The organism is Bizionia gelidisalsuginis, from assembly GCF_008086185.1.
Lineage (GTDB): Bacteria > Bacteroidota > Bacteroidia > Flavobacteriales > Flavobacteriaceae > Bizionia > Bizionia saleffrena.
Genome location: NZ_VSKN01000003.1, coordinates 183,829 through 203,286, shown reverse-complemented (window position 1 = coordinate 203,286; position 19,458 = coordinate 183,829). Strand labels below are relative to the sequence as shown.

The following is a 19,458-nucleotide window of genomic DNA, read 5'->3' as shown; positions in this document are numbered from 1 at the left end:
ATATTTGTATAAGTGCGTACTTATTTGACTATCCCTCTTTCTGAGATAATGTTTTAAGAATTCCAGAAAGTTTCTCTCCACTTGATTTAAGTGCAGAAACAACGTTCTGAGCTGGTGCTTGTAATGATCCTATGATATCACCAATTAATTCTTCTCTAGATTTAATATCGACTAAAGCGTCTAATTGGTCATCCCCAATATAAACTGTTTCTTCAATAAAAGCTCCTTTTAATAGAGGCTTATCTGATTTTTTTCTAAAAGCTTTAATAACCTTCGCTGGAGCGTTTCCAGTTTCAGAGTACATTACTGATGTATTTCCTTTTAAAGTTGCTGGTAAGTCTCCAAACTCTCTATCTGAAGCTTCCATTGCTTTTGAAAGTAGCGTATTTTTTACTACTGCTAATTTTATGTCTGCTTTAAAGCATGCACGACGTAAATTTGAAGTGCTTACTGCGTTTAACCCTGAGATATCCGCTAAATAAATGTTAGCGTTCTCTGCTAATTGTGCAGTTAATTCTTCAATTACTAGTGCTTTTTCTTCTCTTGTCATAATATAAAGTTTTAACTACTAACCAATTTTAGTGTCAACAGCGATACTTGGACTCATTGTGCTAGACATATAAATGCTCTTCACGTAGATTCCTTTTGCCGCAGTTGGTTTAAGTTTCATTAATGTTGTTAATAATTCGTTTGCATTTTCTTGAATCTTATCAGCACTAAAAGAAGCTTTACCGATTGCTGCGTGAACGATTCCTGTTTTATCAACTCTAAAATCAATCTTACCTGCTTTCACTTCAGTAACCGCTTTAGCTATATCCATAGTTACAGTACCCGTTTTAGGATTCGGCATTAAACCACGAGGTCCTAATACACGTCCTAAAGGTCCTAATTTACCCATAACACTTGGCATAGTAATAATTACATCTACATCTGTCCAACCATTTTTTATTTTATCAAGGTACTCGTCTAAACCAACGAAATCTGCTCCAGCTTCTTTAGCTTCTGCTTCTTTGTCTGGAGTAACTAATGCTAATACTTTCACATCTTTACCTGTTCCATGAGGAAGAGATACAACACCTCTTACCATTTGGTTAGCTTTTCTAGGATCTACTCCTAAACGTACAGCTAAGTCTACAGACGCATCAAATTTAGTGTTAGTAATTTCTTTTATTAAAACTGAAGCTTCAGTTAAAGAATATACTTTATCCTTTTCGATTTTAGCTACTGCTTCTTTTTGTTTCTTTGTTATTCTTGCCATTTTTTTAAAATCTTTTTAGGTTAATTAGGTGCTTGACCACCTTTAACAGTTATACCCATAGATCTCGCAGTTCCAGCAATCATTTTCATAGCCGATTCTATGTTAAATGCATTTAAATCGGGCATTTTATCTTCTGCTATAGTTTTTACTTGATCCCAAGATACCTTTGCAATTTTACGTGCATGTGGTTCACCTGATCCTTTTTTTTGTTTGGCCGCTTCTAATAATTGTACTGCAGCTGGAGGTGTTTTGATAACAAATTCAAACGATTTGTCTTTGTACACAGAAATAACAACCGGTAATATTTTACCAGATTTATCCTGGGTTCTAGCGTTAAATTGCTTACAGAACTCCATGATGTTAACTCCAGCAGCACCTAAAGCGGGTCCAACCGGTGGCGACGGATTCGCTGCACCTCCCCTTACTTGTAACTTAACTACTTTACTTAATTCTTTTGCCATTTTTAATAATTTAGTTCGGCATTAATCTATTTTTGGAAGCTTAGATTAATCCCATCTTTATTGTAACAATTATTATATTTTTTCAACTTGCATATAGCTTAATTCTAATGGTGTCTTTCTTCCAAAAATCTTCACCATCACTTCAAGCTTGCGTTTCTCTTCGTTTATGTTTTCAATAACACCATCAAATCCATTGAATGGCCCATCTATTACTTTTACAGTCTCTCCCTTTGTAAAAGGAATTGCAACGTGTGCATCTGTATCTACTGTCAATTCATCTACTTTACCTAACATTCTGTTTACTTCAGATTGTCGTAACGGTAATGGATCTCCTCCTTTTGTTGCCCCTAGGAAACCAATAACATTAGTTATAGACCTTATAATATGTGGAATTTCTCCTGATAAGTTGGCTTTTATCATAATGTAACCGCTAAAATACACCTTTTCTTTGGTTATTTTCTTACCGTTACGAATTTGAACAACATTCTCTGTAGGAACTAATACTTGCTCTACATAGTCTTGCTTTCCTAAACGAGCAATTTCATTCTCGATGTAGGTTTTTATTTTATGTTCTTGACCACTTACCGCTCTTACAACGTACCATTTTTTCTCTCCTACTTCAGCCATAAATACTTATCTTATCCGTTTATTACACTAAAATAAAAACTTACCACTTTGCTGAAAACAGAATCTACTCCCCATATTGCTAAAGAGAATATAATTGAAAATACAGCAACCAAAATAGTTAAGCTTTGAGCCTCAGACCAAGGAGTCCAAGTCACATTGTTTTTCAATTCGCCAAATGATTCTTTTACGTAATTTACTATTCCAGCCATTTTTAATCTATTTTTTAAAAGATAAATTTAAACGTTATCATTTTTAATTTGCACGGGTTGAGAGACTCGAACTCCCGACACCTGGTTTTGGAGACCAGTGCTCTACCAACTGAGCTAAACCCGTAGATAAAAGCTAAGGTGTCTTGATTACTTTAGACACCTTAACCTTATATTTTTGAGACTATTTTAGTCTAAAATTTCAGTTACCTGACCAGCTCCAACTGTTCTTCCTCCTTCACGTATAGCGAAACGAAGACCAACATTCATCGCAATTGCTTGAATTAACTCAACGTGAATAGTTAAGTTATCTCCAGGCATCACCATCTCAACTCCTTCTGGAAGTGAAATGTTTCCTGTTACATCCGTTGTACGAACATAAAATTGAGGACGGTAGTTAGTATGGAATGGAGTATGACGTCCACCTTCTTCTTTTTTAAGGATATAAACCTCAGCTTTAAATTTAGCGTGTGGTGTTACAGAACCTGGCTTACAGATTACCATTCCTCTAGAAATTTGAGATTTCTCAATCCCTCTTAATAAGATACCTGCATTATCTCCAGCCTCACCTCTATCTAATATTTGACGGAACATTTCGATACCTGTAATTGTAGAGGTTAACTTTGCAGCTCCCATACCAATTATTTCTACTGGATCTCCTGTTTTACCAATACCTGTTTCGATACGTCCTGTTGCTACAGTTCCACGACCTGTAATAGAGAATACATCCTCGATAGGCATTAAGAAAGGTTTATCAATCTCTCTTTCTGGCTCTTCAATCCAGTTATCAACCGCTTCCATTAATTCTAAAACAGTATCAACCCATTTTTGCTCACCGTTAAGTGCGCCTAGTGCAGATCCTGAAACAACAGGTCCGTTATCACCATCGTAATCATAGAAAGAAAGTAATTCTCTAACTTCCATGTCTACTAATTCTAAAAGTTCTTCATCATCAACCATATCCACCTTGTTTAAGAATACAACGATTCTTGGGATACCTACTTGACGACCTAATAAGATATGCTCACGAGTTTGTGGCATTGGACCATCTGTAGCCGCAACGACTAAGATAGCACCATCCATCTGTGCAGCACCTGTTACCATGTTCTTTACGTAATCCGCGTGACCTGGACAGTCAACGTGCGCATAGTGACGGTTTAGTGTTGCATATTCTACGTGAGATGTATTAATTGTAATACCTCTTTCTTTTTCTTCTGGTGCGTTATCAATTTGATCAAAAGATCTCGCTTCTGAATACCCTGCATCAGCTAATACTTTAGTAATAGCAGCAGTTAAAGTTGTTTTACCGTGATCTACGTGTCCAATTGTACCAATATTTAAGTGTGGTTTTGAACGATCGAAAGTTGCCTTTGCCATGTTTTAATAATTTAATCTTAGTTATATAATAATATTAGTGTTCTAATTTTTAATGCCTTTAAAATTTGAGCCAATGACGGGAATTGAACCCGTGGCCTCTTCCTTACCAAGGAAACGCTCTACCCCTGAGCTACACCGGCTAAATATTAGAGCGAGAGACCGGGTTCGAACCGGCGACATTCAGCTTGGAAGGCTGACGCTCTACCAACTGAGCTACTCTCGCAATTATTTAATTCCTTTTTAAACTTTAAAATTGTGGGGAGAGCAGGATTCGAACCTGCGAAGACGTAGTCAGCAGATTTACAGTCTGCCCTCGTTGGCCGCTTGAGTATCTCCCCAATTTTAAAACTTATCACTCTTTTAAAGAACGTTACAAATTGTAGTTTCCTACCTTTTGTTTTATTGAGCCGATGGAGGGACTCGAACCCACGACCTGCTGATTACAAATCAGCTGCTCTAGCCAGCTGAGCTACATCGGCTTTTTTACTCTTTTTCTACGTATAAAAAAAGTCCGCTATTTCTAACGGACTGCAAATGTATATATTTATTTATTTAATCAAAACATTTTTAGCAAATTTTTTATCATAATTATGCTCTTAATTTATCTTTTCGCTTTTTTAACTGTCTTTCTAACGATGCAACGCCAATATCTACACCTTCCTCAAAGGTTTTACATTGTTTTTTCACTATTAAACTATCTCCAGGTACACTTACTCTTGCTTCAAATATTTTATTTTCCTTATCACTCGTGTTTTCCACCTTTAAATAAACATCTGATTGGATGACCTTATCATAAAACAAATCTAACTTATTCATTTTTGTCTGAACGAAATCAAGTAACTTTTGATCTGCGTTAAAATTTACGGATTGTGTGTTCACCTTCATACTTTTAATTTTTTTTTAAATTAAACAATTAATGCGTGTTTACTTTTTACTCCTCGGGTGGGCGTTTGAATATACCTTTTTTAATTCAGAAATATTATTATTAAGATACACCTGTGTCGCAGCCAAACTTGCGTGTCCCAAAAGCTCTTTAACAGCATTTAAATTCGCTCCTTGAGTTAATAAGTGTGTCGCAAAGGAATGTCTTAAAATATGCGGACTCTTTTTTGCTTTCAAGGAGGCTTCACTAAAGTACTCATTAATTACTCTGTAAACAAGAGTTTCGTAGATTTTAACGCCCTTCTTTGTTAAAAATAAAGAGGACGAATCCTTAATGTTTTCAAGTACTTGACGTTGTTCAAGATACAAATGAAGGGTTAGTATTACACTTTCCAATAACGGAATATAGCGCTCCTTATTTTGCTTCCCTAATACCTTTACTGTTTTGTTAGAAAAATCGATACTAGACAAACGTAATTCTATCAACTCTATACGTCGCATTCCAGTGGAATAAAATAATTCTATAATTAACTTATTCCGAATACCCTCAAACGATTTACTATGACTAATACCATCTAAAACGGAATTTACTTCAGCTTCCGAAAAAGGGACTTGAATCTTTTTACTGGTTTTTAAGGCGTTGTGCTTTGCGAGAGGATTAACTTGGATATCTTCCACTTTTAAAAGAAATTTATAATACGATTGCAATGACGATATTTTTCGGTTTATACTCCGGTTGGAAATTTTAGTTTCTACCAACGCCACAATCCAAGATCTTATTTGCGAATAATTAACACCTGTTATACTCGTGTCATCATAATGCTTTTCAACAAACACTTGAAACGATTCGATATCTTTAGAATACGCAGTTACGGTGTGCTTGGAGTAGTGTTTCTCTAAAGTTAAATAATCTATAAAGGCTGGTAATGACATTTTTTTAACATTCGAATTATACTGACTTTTAAAGATACTACTTTTTTAAAAGAACCAGTCGCACTACAACAAAGCATTTTACTCAATTGGGGGTGAGGAAATAAAGTGTTACGGTTTATGTTTTTAGTGTGTTTTTTATACTTACTGTGACTTTATCAGGAATTATGGGCATAAAAGCTTAATACTTTAAATTTTCGTTTTTTTGTCCCTAAACATAAAAACGAAAAAATAGTACCAAAAATAAAAGTTATTTTTAAAACCTTCTTTGCACGTTTTTTCACTTTGTAAATCATAGCACGAAGCCACAAACTACTCTTTGAAAAGTGTTGAACGCTTCGTTAAATCTTTAATTAACTTCTCGTCTTCTTCGCTCTCTAACAACGTATTGTAGCTTTCCCAAAACGTTTTATTGTAGGGTTTAGCTGCAAAAATATCGGCGTCCCAAGGCTTGCTAAGTGCTTCGGTTATTTTTTCTTCATCTAAAATAATTTCAGAAAACAATAATTCTTGAACCGCATAATAAAAGCGCTCGTCGTTATTAGGCACTACTTCTGGTTCGTTTTTGTTATTCGCTTTTGCAATAGCACTTGTTGTTACTTTGGTCCCTACATTAACCAATTTTGGCGTTTCGTAAGAGACAAAATTGGGGTACATTCTATTTTCGTACTCGATATAGTTAATCACTAATTTATGATTTACTGTTGTGCCAAATAATGTCTTACTTCTGCTTCTTTGAGCCGCAGATTTCGCCACCAGATTATATTCTATACGCTTAATTGCGTAAGTATCGTAGTACACATACAATAATCCTTCTGCACTATAACCACCGTTATAAATCCCTTTTGTTTTTAAGTCGATAAGCTCTCGACCTTCAGAAATTTTGATTTTATAAATTTTTCTCCCCTCATCTACAAGAATCGTATCTAAATCGAAATGATGCGTTTCTAATATTTCTTTATTGAATAGACCTGCGGAAGTATTAGAGTTTCTAATAATGTTCAATTTGCCCTTAAATAACGTTTCTAAGCCATTTATTCTAGTGTCGTTCCACTTAATAGCTTTTATTAAATTTGAGGTCTTAATCGTATCGCGACGTAAATTTTTGTTTCTTAAGTTTAAGGATGGATTTTTATATTTTAAATACGCTGTATACGTTAATGTACTATCGATATCGCGGAGGTCATAACTTTTTCGAACTTGATCTACATTAATTTTTAAGTTTTTAGAAGTGGGCGATTGAAAGCTAGAATCGTAAAGTGTAATCGCGCTTTCTATGAGCCATTTAAACTCTTTTTTATTACGCTCTTTATGTCTTAAGAAGCCCTTTTGCATATAGGGCTTTTCGGGTAAGTTTTCTGGCAATTCTTCCAAGGATCGCAATACAATTTCGTTGCCTGTTTTTGGTCGTGGCGTCGTTACTAACTGTACTTCTTCTAGAGAAGCGATATCTTCTTCTAAATACACTTCTTTGGTATTATCGAAAAGAGAGACCGCCATTTTATAACTCTTATACCCAATAGAAGACACAACCAAAGTATCGTTAACGTGAGCTTTGGGCACTAACAAAACAAACTTCCCATCCGGGTTACTTACGGTCCCGATAGTCGTATTTTGTATATAAACGCTAGCGCTTTCCAAAGGCGCTAAAGTCATAAAATCGACAATCTTGTTTTTTAATTCTTTTTGTGAAAAGGCAGACAAACTAACAGCAAAAAAGAAGAGACTTAATAGGTACTTAGTGGTATTCGCTTTCATATAAAAAGATATAATTATAACTGATTTATTTATAAATACTAATTCCGATTTAAACCAAAAAATAGGATGACTGCCAAAATACGAACCTTTTGGCAAACACCCTATTTTATTTGTATTCCAACGTACTTTCATTAGCGAAATATGCGCTAACTAAAATCACTAATCTTCTTAGTGCTTAACTGTTGGCCTATACTCTTTCTTGTCAATTACCCTTTTTGCGAATGCAAAATCATTCTCGCAACGCGATAATTGCAATTAATGCTTAACTGCTGGCTTGTACTCTTTCTTGTCAATCACCATTTTTGCGATAATCTCTCTCAAGATTTCAGAGGTACCACCACCTATTGGTCCTAGACGGCTATCTCTTAATAAACGCGCCATTGGATAATCTTCCATATAACCGTAGCCACCTAACATCTGTAAACATTGGTAAATTACGTCATCAGACATTTTCGTAGAGCGCAATTTAGAAATCGTTGCTTCTTTAACCACATACTCGCCTTTATCTAAACGAGCGGCTACCGAATAATTAAATTCCTTACACACTTCCATATCTGCAAAACAATCTGCCATTGTATGGCGCAGCGCTTGAAACTTATTTATTGTTTGTCCGAATGCTTCACGTTCACTCATATACTGTACAGCGTATTCTAAAGCAAATTCTGCTCTTGAATGCGCATTTACTCCCATAATTAAACGCTCGAAAGCGAAATGTTGCATTATGTAAGGAAATCCCTTTCCCTCTTCACCCATTAAATGGCTTGCAGGAATCTCTACGTTATCGAAAGCAATTTCTCCAGTATCTGAAGCTCTCCAACCTAGTTTATCTAATTTTGTTGCCGAAACACCCTTTGTGTCTCTGTCTACAACAAACATACTAATCCCTTTATTCCCTAATTCTGGACTTGTTTTCGCAGCAACTACTATATAATCGCTGTACACACCATTAGTAATAAAAGTCTTAGAACCGTTTAATATGTAAGTATCTCCTTTTTTAACGGCTGTTGTACGCATTCCTGCCACATCACTACCTCCATAAGGTTCTGTAACAGCCATAGCACCAATCATTTCTCCGGTGATACTTTTAGCAAGATATTTTTCTTTTATCCCTTGTCCGCCTTCTGCATTTAAATGCGTCATTGCAAGGTAAGCGTGTGCCCACATTGCTGCTGCAAAACCACCAGAATTTATTTTCTGAAGTTCTTCTAAAAATATAACAGTATAAAAAAGATCTAAATCTAATCCGCCAAATTCTTCAGGATATGCGATTCCAAAAAACCCCATTTCACCAAACTTCTCCCAGATAAAACGTTCAATATGTCCTGTCTCCTCCCATTTGTTTATATGTGGCACCACTTCTTTCTTTAAGAATTCTTGTAAACTTTCTCTAAAAAGTTGATGCTCTTCGGTAAAGTACCTTTTATCCATAATATTCGATAGTTTGTTATAATCTAATTTATCGCCAAATATAACTTAATTATCTCAATTTTTTTAAGAGGAAAGTCCTTTACTTTTGTTAATTCTTCATAATTTTTAAACCCATTTCTTAGTATTCTCTGTTCTATAATATGAAAAGCTATTTCATAATCGATATACTTTATAGTCACTAATTCTTCACTAGTGGCGGTATTAAGGTTAACTCTATTTATTGTTTTAGGCGTTTTAACACTAAAGTTGTTTTTAATATTTTCGATAACCTCAGGAGACAAACCATAAATCTCTTGAAGCTCTATTAATGAGACAAAACCGACCTGCTTTGTTCTGTATTTAATAATACGTTCGGACAGCTTTTCGCCGACTCCATATACGTTTTGAAGCTGAAGTGCCGATGCGGTGTTTAGATCTTCTTTCTGCGCGTCTGTTTTAGGTGCATTACTGTAACGCGTTTTAAAATTAGTTTTAGACTTTGGTCGCGTCACCCATTCTGGGAATTTAAAATACGGTGCTATTTCAGCTAAAAGTGAATCGGAGACTTGAGTCACCTTCTGAAATTCTTTGTCGCTATTCACCCATTTATTTTGAGCTCTAAACGCTAATAACCGATCAATTTCTTCGAGTGTCATCCCTAAAGTATAGCCTTTATAATCTTGGATGTAATTAGGGTTAAAAGGGTATCTTTTGGGTTGTTTGTTCTGTATAGCTATTGCCTTTAAAGAATCCATTTCTTTATAAAATTGTTGTAATTCGATATCATTAACAAGGGATTCCGGAGTGGCGAAAAATTTAGGAATCACGAACCAATAGAAGCATTGCAAACCAAAGATGAGACATAGAAACAAAAAAATCCCATTTCGTTGTTTTTTGGAATAAACGAAATGGGATTTAAAAAAATTCATAGTGATGTTTTAATTTTTACCTACCTTTTTATACAATTGATTTGCTTTTAATTTCTTTAAATAGATAGCTAGATCTTCTTTTACCTCACCAGACATCATATACAGTCCAATAATGTTAGGGAAAGACATCGCAAGTATCATCATATCTGAAAAATCAAGAACAGCTCCTAAACTTACCGACGATCCAATAACTACAAACACTAAAAATAGCATTTTATAAATAAACTCAATTTTTTTGCTTTTTCCAAATAAATATGTCCACGCTCTCATTCCATAGTAAGACCAAGAGATCATTGTTGAGAAAGCGAATAAAAATACCGCTAAAGCTAAGACATAAGGAAACCAAGATATTTGGCTTCCGAAAGCATCAGATGTTAACTGCGCTCCTGCTAAACCTTCAACTTCGTGCATACCTGTAAAGATTAATACTAAGGCCGTTAATGTACACACGACTACTGTATCTATAAACGGTTCTAGTAACGCCACAAAACCTTCAGATGGTGGGTTATGTGTTTTTGCTGTACTGTGCGCAATTGCTGCGGAACCTACACCGGCTTCATTTGAAAACGCTGCACGCTGAAAACCTACCACTAAAACACCAACAACACCACCTTTTAAAGCAGACGGACTAAATGCACCATCGACGATAGCAGAAAATGCGGGTCCGATATTTTGAATATTCATTATAATAACCGCAAGCGCAGCTACAATATATAGAGAAGCCATTATTGGCACTACTTTACCCGTTACCTTGGCAATACTATTAATTCCACCAATAATTACAACACCGACTAGTAGTGCTGTTGCAATACCAAAGTAAAATCCGTGACCGGCAAGAACTGGAAATTGTCCTGACATTTGCTCGAAAGATTGATTGGCTTGAAACATATTACCACCACCAAAGGAAGCACCAACTGCTAAAACGGCAAACATTCCTGCTAGAACTTTACCAAGACCTTTCATATTTCGTTTTTCAAAACCGTGACGTAAATAGTTCATTGGTCCACCAAAGACTCTGCCGTCGGGAAGTATATCGCGATACTTGACACCTAAAGTACATTCTACAAATTTAGTAGACATACCTAATAATCCACAAACAATCATCCAAAATGTTGCTCCAGCGCCTCCTAAAGACACCGCCACTGCAACACCAGCAATATTAGCTAAACCAACAGTTCCAGAAACAGCAGTTGCCAAGGCCTGAAAATGCGTTACTTGCCCTGGTGCATCGGGGTCGTCATATTTACCACGAGCTAAATCGATAGCGTGCTTAAATCCACGAACATTGATGAAACCCATTCTAAGTGTAAAAAATAAAGCCCCGAATACTAACCAAATAACGATAAAAGATATTGGTTTTGTAAGCGGGTCTCCGTTGGGGTGTGTTAGTACAACAGGCTCATCGTATTTGACGATGGCGAAATAATGTGCACCTTGCTGAATAACGTGTTGTGCATTGTCGGAGTTATAAATAACTTCTCCTTCGCCTGTTTTATGTTGTAATTCTCCTTTACCTGAAGATTTAACTATTAGCTCTATCCCCGCTTGATCTGTAATAACAGCTATGGGCTCGCCTTTAATTACTTTCGCACCATCAGCTTTAAGCCATGTCTTAAGGGTATACTTGTTTTCTACATCGTTTGTCCAATCAGGTATTCCTATTTGTCTTTCATCGGCGTAGACCACAGGGTCATAAACTCCTACGGCGGCAAAGGGATCCCAAAAGAGCACAGAGCCCAAGGTACTAACGGCCGGCGTCATTAAACCATTAAAAACTTCTGTTATGGCTTCTGAATCTACTGTAAAAACAGCCGTTTGACTCTCGCCTTCGGCATCGGTTACAATAACAGTATAAGGAACACCTTCCGTAAGCCCGACTGCCGTATTAGACTTTAAAGAGGTGCTTTGTTGATTCCAACGGTATGTAAAAGGCGCGACTCCGCCTTCAACCGCTATATTAATAACACCATCGTTTATAGCCTTTGAAGGATTTAGAGTTTCGCCGACAATCTCAAAATCCTGTGCAACTATTATAAAGGGTATTATAATTAAAAAAAATGACAGAAGAAATTTCTTCATAATAAGATATATGTTAATTATTTGTTAGTAAAAGGTTAGCAATATGCAAAAAATTGGTGAGTATTTAAAGCATGCTAGTTAAAATAGTGTGATCTAATCTAAATTATATATTATATTTAATTTTTTAATTTGTTCAGGACGCCCTAAAACAATGACTTTAGAATTGGGCACTAATTTAGTTTCTGCCTCTGGGTTTACAACGTAATCCCCATTACTACCTTTAAAGCCAATAACAGAGCACCCCGTTTTATTTCTTAAATCTAAATCTTTAATAGTCTTTACGTTAGCCCTAACATTATACAGTTTGTTAACGTGAATTTCTTCGATATTAATATTAGATTCTCCTACAATTGAAAGGTTGTCTATAAACTCTATTAAATCTGGAACAACCACTAAAGATGCCATATGATCGCCTCCAATACGGTCGGGCAAAATAACATTATTGGCACCTGCTAATTTTAATTTTTTATAAGATGTTTCTTCAGAAGCGCGACTAATAATCGTCAGATTTTTATTTATTTGTCTAGCAGAAAGCACTACAAACAAATTATCTGCATCGCTGGGTAATGCCGAAATTAATGTGCTCGCTCTATCTACTCCTGCTTCTAAAAGTAACTCATCTTCATTAGCGTTACCTAAAACAAACAAAATATCTTCAGTTTGATGTTTATCGATAATTGCCTTGTCTTGTTCAATAATAACAAAAGATTTTTTATAATTTAATAACTTTTTAGCGGCTTGCTTTCCGTTTCGGCCATAACCACAAATAATAATGTGGTCGTTTAAACTATCAATTTTTTTCTGCATCTTCTTTTGTTTTAATTCTTCGAGATTTTTGCCACTTAAGATGTATTCGGTAATCACCGTTAAGGCATAACCGACTATAATAACACTAGATAATATAAGAAAAACTGTAAATATTTTTGAGGCATCGTCCAAAGGCTGTACCTCTCCAAATCCTACGGTAGTAATTGTAATTACCGTCATATATAAAGAGTCAATCCATGAAAACCCAGATATCATTCTAAAACCTAAAATACCACATAATAGCACTAAAGCAAGTAGTGTTAGCGCCGTATATATTTTGGTTCTAAAAAATAAAATAATGGAGTTTTGCATAAATTACAAATCGAAAACCGATGTTCGTTTAGAATAAATAAAATCTTTTATGCGTATCCAAAAGGCAAGAAAAAGATATAACGCAAAACCAAAACCTAAGGTTACAAAAGTAAGATACATAAAAGAAGTCCTTACCACCTTGGCCCGTATTCCAAATCTATCGGCAATACGCTGACAGACGTAATAGCCATGTTTTTGGAAAAACAATACTGGTTTATAAAAAATAGTCATAGCGCAATTTACTAAAAATTGTTACAGTCCACACATCAAATTATAAATACACTGTTAAATACTTGCGTTTAGCAGCGTATTTCCTACGGCACATTGTAAACATCTGTTCTTATCGCAATATTCTGTTTTTAGTTGTAAGACTGCTTGAGATTCTAAAGCAGATTTAGCGTCTAAATTTAAACTTCTAAACGTTTTAACAATAGTGTTTTTTTCTGCGGAAATACATCCAATTAGCGACAACAATTCTTCTTCAATAGGCTGTCCCGTATATTTTGAATAGCTAAATTTTAAAGGAATTATGGTATTGATTAACAACAAATCGATAAACGCTTTCGTGACTTTCTTTTTTACTTTTTTTGATGCTTTATTAAACGTGTAGTGGCTTTCCCAATAGTTTGAAGTCTCCACAGAAAATAAGTCGTAAAATTCTTTCAGCGTCTTGGCTTCAATTACTTTCGAAAACACGTTCTGATTTTTAAAATACACCTGCGCTAATTGCGATAACCGAATGGTTGGAAAGTTTGGTGGACGGAGTCTAAAAAACTGCAGCGCCACTACCGATTGTGTTTTCAATGCAAATTTTTGTTTTAAAAAAGCATATTCCTTAGTGAGCTCTAAAAAATAAGGATCTTGACAATCACCATCTAACAGTTGAGCTTGACCAAACAATAAAGCTTCTAAGCTAAGTACTTTGGATTGTTGTTTGCGTAACACCGAAAAATCGATAGAGTTGGCGAGACTATTAAACGCATCTCCGTTTACTTTAAGTCCGAAATTCTTACAAAGTAATTTAAATAATACCGCTTCCCAGTTATTCTTATTGTGTTTTAAAACCTCGGTAACAGCATTTGCTTTGCGCTCTAAACGTTCAATATACAAGCGCTCTAACCAATTATCGACAACGAAAGAAGACACCGATCCTAACTCTTTTTCGCAATTAATCCACTGTTGCGTTGTGTTAAAAATAGCTTTATAAGCAGCAACCGCATCTGTAGACACGTAATGTTTTAGCTCTAAAGTAGGTATTGCCGTGTTGTTTTTTCTAAAAATTTCGGCATCGTGCTCCCAAACCACATGAAGAATAACATTGTCGTAATTAGAATCGGTTTCGTGATGGTGCACATACCAATCGCTAGATTTTATATGAATTTCTACGTTTCCAGCCCATAACTGTCCCCCAATTTGAAGTTTAGCATTAAAAAAATCGGGTCCAGAATTAAGATTGTGCTCACCAACCGCACTAAGTAATACGGGTTGCTTATTACTGGTTAAAAGCGCATCGGTTTGAAACTTTTTATGTTTCCATATATAATGTAAGAAATCTTCTTGCATCTTACTAATTTAAGTAATTAGTTTTAAAAACTATAGAAAAAATTCTCATTGCGTATAAGCATAAAAAAAAGTATAGCTGTTAGGCCATACTTTTTTTTATATTAATACTGTCTAATTAAAAACAAAGTAACTTCTTTACAATAAGAAATTTCACTACTATTTGATAAGAAAATTACTGTTTAGTAAATCATAGTTAAGAATAAAGTTAGAATTAAGTCTTGGTTCTAGGTTCTACTCACAAAACGGTCTACTATCTTTTATCGATCAGTAAGGATTTATGATTTTCTAAGTAAACCGACTATTCGATATATCCCATTTCTCGCATCCAATCGTCATTAAACATTTTCCCTACATAACGGCTACCGTGATCGTGAAATAAAACCACTACCACATCGTCCTTTGTAAAATGCTCTTTAAGTTGCAACACCCCTTTTATAGCTGCACCTGCACTGTTACCTAGAAACATCCCTTCTTCTTTGGCTAAGCGTTGTGTGTAAACAGCCGCATCCTTATCGGTTACTTTAGTAAAACCGTCGATAATTGAAAAGTCAACATTTTTTGGCAAAATATCTTCGCCTATACCCTCGGTTACGTAAGGATAGATTTCGTTTTCATCGAAAACACCAGTTTCGTGATATTTTTTAAAGACAGAACCATATGTATCTACGCCCCAAATTTTAATATTTGGGTTTTGTTCTTTTAAATATTTACCAACGCCCGAAATTGTTCCTCCAGTTCCAACACCAACCACGAAGTGTGTGATTTTACCATCGGTTTGTTTCCAAATTTCTGGCCCTGTACTTTCGTAATGTGCCTTTGTATTACTTGGGTTGTCGTATTGATTAACATACCAAGAATTTGGTGTTTCTTCTCCTAATCGTTTAGATACTGAATAGTACGAACGCGGATCGTCTGGGTCTACAGCCGTGGGGCAAACCACAACTTCTGCACCTACCGCTTTAAGCATATCTACTTTTTCTTTAGATTGCTTATCGGCCATTACAAAAATACATTTGTAGCCTTTTACAATAGCTGCTAAGGCTAGTCCCATTCCGGTATTTCCAGACGTGCCTTCTATAATTGTTCCACCGGGTTTTAAACGGCCGTCGACTTCTGCGTCGGCTATCATCTGTACCGCCATACGGTCTTTTACCGAGTTTCCAGGGTTAAAGGTTTCGTATTTTGAAAGTACCAAACACGGTAAATCTTTGGTTAGTGTATTGATCTTTACTAATGGGGTATTACCAATAGTTTCTAGTATATTTTTTGCGTATTCCATAGTCTTTTTTTACTGCGGCAAAAGTAAAGAATTCTTAGCTATTTTGCTAAATATAGGCTGATAAATGCGTTAGGGATGGAGCTATTGTTGGAGCTCTCCCGGTTTTTTATTGGGAAGCGACTAGCGAGAGCCCGACCTTTAGGTAACGCCCAAAACCTGCTATGCGAACCGAATGGCTTTTACGGGTGAAATTTTTGTGATAATATAAGACGGAATTAAAAGCATTGCCATACACAGAATGAAGGTGCCTAAATTAAGCGTTATTATATAACCCAAATTGAGATACACCGGCACAGAACTTACGTAATACGTTTCGGGATCTAAAGGAAATAAATTGAAGTGTTTTTGAGCAAACAACAACGATAAGCCTATAAGATTTCCCCAAAATAAACCGACAACGATAAGGTAAGTAGCGTTGTAAAGAAATATTTTGCGAACGCTAAGATTACTACTTCCTAAGGCCTTTAAAATACCGATAATTTGGGTACGCTCTAAAATAAGAACCAACAAAGCAGTGATCATATTGATGCCGGCTACAAGAATCATAATACCTATAATACCATAAATATTCTTTTCGAAAATACTAATCCATTCGAAAATAGTATAAAATCTATCGGATACTTTCTCGGTTTTTAATGTCGACGGAATCGCTTGGTAAATGGCTTCGTCCTTTTTATCTAATTGATCGAAATCGTCTATAAAGACTTCAAAATTACCCACCTGGTTGTTTTCCCATTGGTTTAGGCGCTGTAGGTGCTTAATATCGCCGATAACATATAACTCATCGAAATCTTTAAAGCCCGAATTATAAATACCAACAATGTTATAACTAATTATGCTTGGCGGCTTGTTTTGGTCGTCTTTTAAAAAGTAAGTACTAATTTTATCGCCCACACTTAAGTGTAAGCGTTTGGCTAAATAACGCGATACTAAAAGCTCTTCGTTACGTTTTCCAGTAAAGTCGGGCAACTGGCCTTCTACTAAATAGTCTTTAAAATAGGTCCAATCATAATCGGCGCCCACACCTTTTACCATTACGTATTCGTACGCTTCTTCTTTTCGAATAACGCCCGATTTTGTTGCCACGCCCTGCACGTGCTTAATGCCGCTTACCGAAGTAAACTCTGGATAAAACGCTTGATCATTACTAATTGGTCTTATGCTTTCTTGCGAATTATTAGTATCGTAATTAGAGATAATGGTATGCCCATTAAAAGCAATTACTTTTTCTCTAATTTTCTGCTCTAAACCCATACCGGTGGCGATCGCGATAAGCATAACAATAATACCTAATGCAATTGCAACGATACCAATTTTTATTATTGGTGCCGATATACTACTTTTATACGTTTTAGAGTCTATGAAACGTTTAGCTATAAAATATTCGAAATTCAAATTATAATTATGGAATTAACTTTGTTCAAAAATACTGTTTTATTATTTCTTTTTTTAGGGTTTTCTTGCGGAAGTGAGTCGAACGCAAATACGCGTCCCAAAAAAGAGAGAATTACTACATCTCCAACGACTAAAACTGATAAAACACCAAAGTGTAGTGTGGGTGCCAACCAAACCGAACGCTATTTACCACTTCTTAACGGTAAACGTGTGGCTATTGTGGCCAACCAAACCTCGGTTATTTTTAAAAATGAAGCGGAAACAAATTACACGCATTTAGTAGATTCGTTACTCCATTTAAACATAGAGGTTACAAAAGTATTTGCTCCCGAGCACGGTTTTCGTGGTACAGCTGATGCTGGAGAGGTAGTAAAAGATGGTATCGATACTAAAACAGGTTTACCTATTGTCTCGCTTTACGGAAAAAATAAAAAACCTAGTCCCGGACAATTGCAGGGTATTGACATCGTAATTTTTGATATTCAGGATGTAGGCGCCCGTTTTTACACGTATATTTCTTCATTACATTATGTTATGGAGGCGTGTGCGGAGCAAGATATTCCTGTACTTATTTTAGATAGACCGAATCCTAATGGTCATTATATCGACGGCCCTATTTTAGAACCTCAGCACCAAAGCTTTGTGGGAATGCACCCCATTCCGGTGGTTCACGGATTGACGATTGGCGAATATGCTAAAATGATTAATGGAGAGCAGTGGTTACACAATAACGCGCACTGCGAGTTATCAGTTATTCCTGTTAAAAACTATAATCGCAAAGTGCCGTATAGCTTACCTATTAAACCGTCGCCCAATTTACCTAACGATAAATCTATAAATCTTTACCCTAGTTTATGTTTCTTTGAAGGTACTAATGTAAGTGCTGGTCGTGGTACGGATTTACAATTCCAAATTTATGGGTCGCCGTATTTATCGAACACTACTTTTGAATTTAAACCAAAACCCAATGCCGGTGCGAAATACCCTAAATATGAAAACAAAGTTTGCTACGGTTATAATTTAACGACGGAAAAACCGCTAGATCATTTAAATTTAAGCTATCTCATAAACGCTTATAAGACTACCAAAAACAAATCTGAATTTTTTATTAGCAATGGTTTTTTTACAAAATTAGCGGGCACAAAAAAGCTACAACAACAAATTGAAGCCGGTTTAACTGAAGCAGAAATAAAAGCGTCCTGGAAAAGTGGCTTAGAAGATTTTGAAACGTTAAGGAAGCATTATTTTATATATAACTAATCATATTTTTTACCGTTAGGTCTCACGCTGCGCTCGCGGAACTCCTCGCGGGTTTCCATTTCGCGATCAAGGTTCCTTTTTACGGTAATACTATATTCAATCTTCTCCTCTGGCTTATTTTTGTGAGCGTTCTGATTAGGCAATTCTATGGGAGATTTATCCTTAGATGGCTTCCGGGTGCCAGCAGCTCGCGTTGTCGGTTTTTCTAAGTTATTTAATTGATTTGCTTTTGAGGGTTTGAAAGGCTCTATTCCTTTAGATTTTAATTCGGACGCAGATAAACTGGCTCTTAAGATGCTTTTCTCTAAATCTAAATCGAAATCTTCGGGTTTAGCTAGTGGGAGTAGGCGATTAAAACCAAGCACAATAATTTTTGGTCCATTATAAACTGCAATGGTATAACGGCCTTCTTCGAAATGATATAAGGGGATGCGCACTACTTTTGAAACAACATCAATAGTTCTCGTTTCTTTAAGATTATGACTTAAAAAGCGCACACGTAAAATTTGCTGGTCACTTTTTAATAAGAGCGTATCTAAATGCGGACTAAGCTCTTGTTTAAGGTCTAAATTATTGTCATTTTTATTTTTATCTATAACCGTATACACCCCATCTTGAGAATACCCAAAGACACTTATCAAGAATGATAAGAAAAGTACAGATATCGTTTTGCCCTTTTTCATTATTTAAAAAATAATATCAATTAAATTTGTTGCTGAAGATTCAACACATTTTAGGGCCGCAAAAGTATAGTATCTAAAGGATATTATGCGTTTACAAAATCTTAAATTAAGTTAAAGTTGTCGAGAACCTTAGTAAAAGCGAGAAAACACCCATTTAATTGGCCACTATGCGCTGCTAAGAAAGCACTTTCAATTAATCACTGTAGTTTCAACGTACATTACGCGATTTTATTTTTAAGAGCATC

The 19,458-nt window shown here is 35.7% G+C and carries 19 protein-coding genes and 5 tRNA genes; 1 reads left to right on the top strand and 23 read right to left on the bottom strand.

Translation table 11 applies throughout. The features are described 5' to 3' along the window. Nucleotides 1–28 precede the first annotated feature (28 nt). From rplJ to ES677_RS03920, 22 genes are all read right to left on the bottom strand, one after another. Complete coding sequence (rplJ, locus tag ES677_RS04025) at nt 29–550, bottom strand: 50S ribosomal protein L10 (protein WP_148369745.1); 522 nt, start codon at nt 548–550, stop codon at nt 29–31. A gap of 18 nt (nt 551–568) precedes the next feature. Continuing rightward, entirely contained in the window at nt 569–1,258 is a 690-nt protein-coding gene (rplA, locus tag ES677_RS04020) for a 50S ribosomal protein L1 (protein WP_148369744.1), read from the bottom strand. 20 nt (nt 1,259–1,278) lie between these two features. Further along, complete coding sequence (rplK, locus tag ES677_RS04015) at nt 1,279–1,719, bottom strand: 50S ribosomal protein L11 (protein WP_148369743.1); 441 nt, start codon at nt 1,717–1,719, stop codon at nt 1,279–1,281. A gap of 72 nt (nt 1,720–1,791) precedes the next feature. Next, the gene (gene nusG / locus ES677_RS04010; RefSeq protein WP_148369742.1) at nt 1,792–2,346 is read right to left on the bottom strand and encodes a transcription termination/antitermination protein NusG; all 555 of its coding nucleotides are present in this window, start codon (nt 2,344–2,346) and stop codon (nt 1,792–1,794) included. 11 nt (nt 2,347–2,357) lie between these two features. Then, on the bottom strand, nt 2,358–2,555 hold the full coding sequence (secE, locus tag ES677_RS04005) for a preprotein translocase subunit SecE (protein ID WP_148369741.1): 198 nt from the start codon (nt 2,553–2,555) through the stop codon (nt 2,358–2,360). A gap of 51 nt (nt 2,556–2,606) precedes the next feature. Next, nucleotides 2,607–2,679, bottom strand: a tRNA-Trp gene (locus ES677_RS04000). Between the two features lie 62 nt (nt 2,680–2,741). Next, complete coding sequence (tuf, locus tag ES677_RS03995; protein WP_148369740.1) at nt 2,742–3,929, bottom strand: elongation factor Tu; 1,188 nt, start codon at nt 3,927–3,929, stop codon at nt 2,742–2,744. A 68-nt stretch (nt 3,930–3,997) separates the two neighbouring features. Beyond that, nucleotides 3,998–4,069: transfer RNA gene (locus ES677_RS03990), tRNA-Thr, on the bottom strand. A 10-nt stretch (nt 4,070–4,079) separates the two neighbouring features. Next, nucleotides 4,080–4,152: transfer RNA gene (locus ES677_RS03985), tRNA-Gly, on the bottom strand. Between the two features lie 33 nt (nt 4,153–4,185). Continuing rightward, nucleotides 4,186–4,267: transfer RNA gene (locus ES677_RS03980), tRNA-Tyr, on the bottom strand. Between the two features lie 67 nt (nt 4,268–4,334). Continuing rightward, a tRNA-Thr gene (locus ES677_RS03975) sits at nt 4,335–4,408 on the bottom strand. Between the two features lie 109 nt (nt 4,409–4,517). Beyond that, nucleotides 4,518–4,814, bottom strand: a complete 297-nt coding sequence (hpf, locus tag ES677_RS03970) for a ribosome hibernation-promoting factor, HPF/YfiA family (RefSeq protein ID WP_148369739.1) — start codon at nt 4,812–4,814, stop codon at nt 4,518–4,520. A gap of 39 nt (nt 4,815–4,853) precedes the next feature. Further along, nucleotides 4,854–5,744 carry a tyrosine-type recombinase/integrase gene (locus ES677_RS03965; RefSeq protein ID WP_148369738.1) on the bottom strand — a complete coding sequence of 297 codons (891 nt, stop codon included), beginning with the start codon at nt 5,742–5,744 and terminating at the stop codon, nt 4,854–4,856. A gap of 309 nt (nt 5,745–6,053) precedes the next feature. Continuing rightward, a complete protein-coding gene (locus ES677_RS03960; RefSeq protein ID WP_246124365.1) occupies nt 6,054–7,631 on the bottom strand; it encodes a carboxypeptidase-like regulatory domain-containing protein in 1,578 nt (525 codons plus the stop codon). 123 nt (nt 7,632–7,754) lie between these two features. Further along, nucleotides 7,755–8,927: an acyl-CoA dehydrogenase family protein gene (locus ES677_RS03955; RefSeq protein WP_148380494.1), complete on the bottom strand. Its 1,173-nt coding sequence runs from the start codon at nt 8,925–8,927 to the stop codon at nt 7,755–7,757. A gap of 23 nt (nt 8,928–8,950) precedes the next feature. After that, a complete protein-coding gene (locus tag ES677_RS03950; RefSeq protein ID WP_246124363.1) occupies nt 8,951–9,661 on the bottom strand; it encodes a ComEA family DNA-binding protein in 711 nt (236 codons plus the stop codon). 183 nt (nt 9,662–9,844) lie between these two features. Beyond that, nucleotides 9,845–11,914: an alanine/glycine:cation symporter family protein gene (locus ES677_RS03945; RefSeq protein WP_148380493.1), complete on the bottom strand. Its 2,070-nt coding sequence runs from the start codon at nt 11,912–11,914 to the stop codon at nt 9,845–9,847. 93 nt (nt 11,915–12,007) lie between these two features. After that, the gene (locus ES677_RS03940) at nt 12,008–13,033 is read right to left on the bottom strand and encodes a potassium channel family protein (RefSeq protein WP_148369734.1); all 1,026 of its coding nucleotides are present in this window, start codon (nt 13,031–13,033) and stop codon (nt 12,008–12,010) included. A 3-nt stretch (nt 13,034–13,036) separates the two neighbouring features. Continuing rightward, entirely contained in the window at nt 13,037–13,264 is a 228-nt protein-coding gene (locus ES677_RS15625) for a PspC domain-containing protein (RefSeq protein ID WP_148369733.1), read from the bottom strand. Between the two features lie 54 nt (nt 13,265–13,318). After that, nucleotides 13,319–14,596, bottom strand: coding sequence for a DUF2851 family protein (locus tag ES677_RS03930; RefSeq protein ID WP_148369732.1), 1,278 nt, complete (start codon nt 14,594–14,596; stop codon nt 13,319–13,321). A gap of 298 nt (nt 14,597–14,894) precedes the next feature. Next, nucleotides 14,895–15,875 (bottom strand): PLP-dependent cysteine synthase family protein, encoded by a 981-nt coding sequence (locus tag ES677_RS03925; RefSeq protein WP_148380492.1) that lies wholly within the window; start codon nt 15,873–15,875, stop codon nt 14,895–14,897. Between the two features lie 159 nt (nt 15,876–16,034). Then, the gene (locus ES677_RS03920) at nt 16,035–17,270 is read right to left on the bottom strand and encodes an ABC transporter permease (RefSeq protein ID WP_148380491.1); all 1,236 of its coding nucleotides are present in this window, start codon (nt 17,268–17,270) and stop codon (nt 16,035–16,037) included. 9 nt (nt 17,271–17,279) lie between these two features. On the opposite strand from ES677_RS03920, the gene ES677_RS03915 reads away from it, so the two are divergent. Next, complete coding sequence (locus ES677_RS03915) at nt 17,280–18,530, top strand: exo-beta-N-acetylmuramidase NamZ family protein (protein ID WP_148380490.1); 1,251 nt, start codon at nt 17,280–17,282, stop codon at nt 18,528–18,530. Here the strand turns inward: ES677_RS03915 and ES677_RS03910 are convergent. Continuing rightward, nucleotides 18,527–19,213: a hypothetical protein gene (locus ES677_RS03910; protein WP_148369728.1), complete on the bottom strand. Its 687-nt coding sequence runs from the start codon at nt 19,211–19,213 to the stop codon at nt 18,527–18,529. The genes ES677_RS03915 and ES677_RS03910 overlap by 4 nt on opposite strands. Nucleotides 19,214–19,458 lie beyond the last annotated feature (245 nt).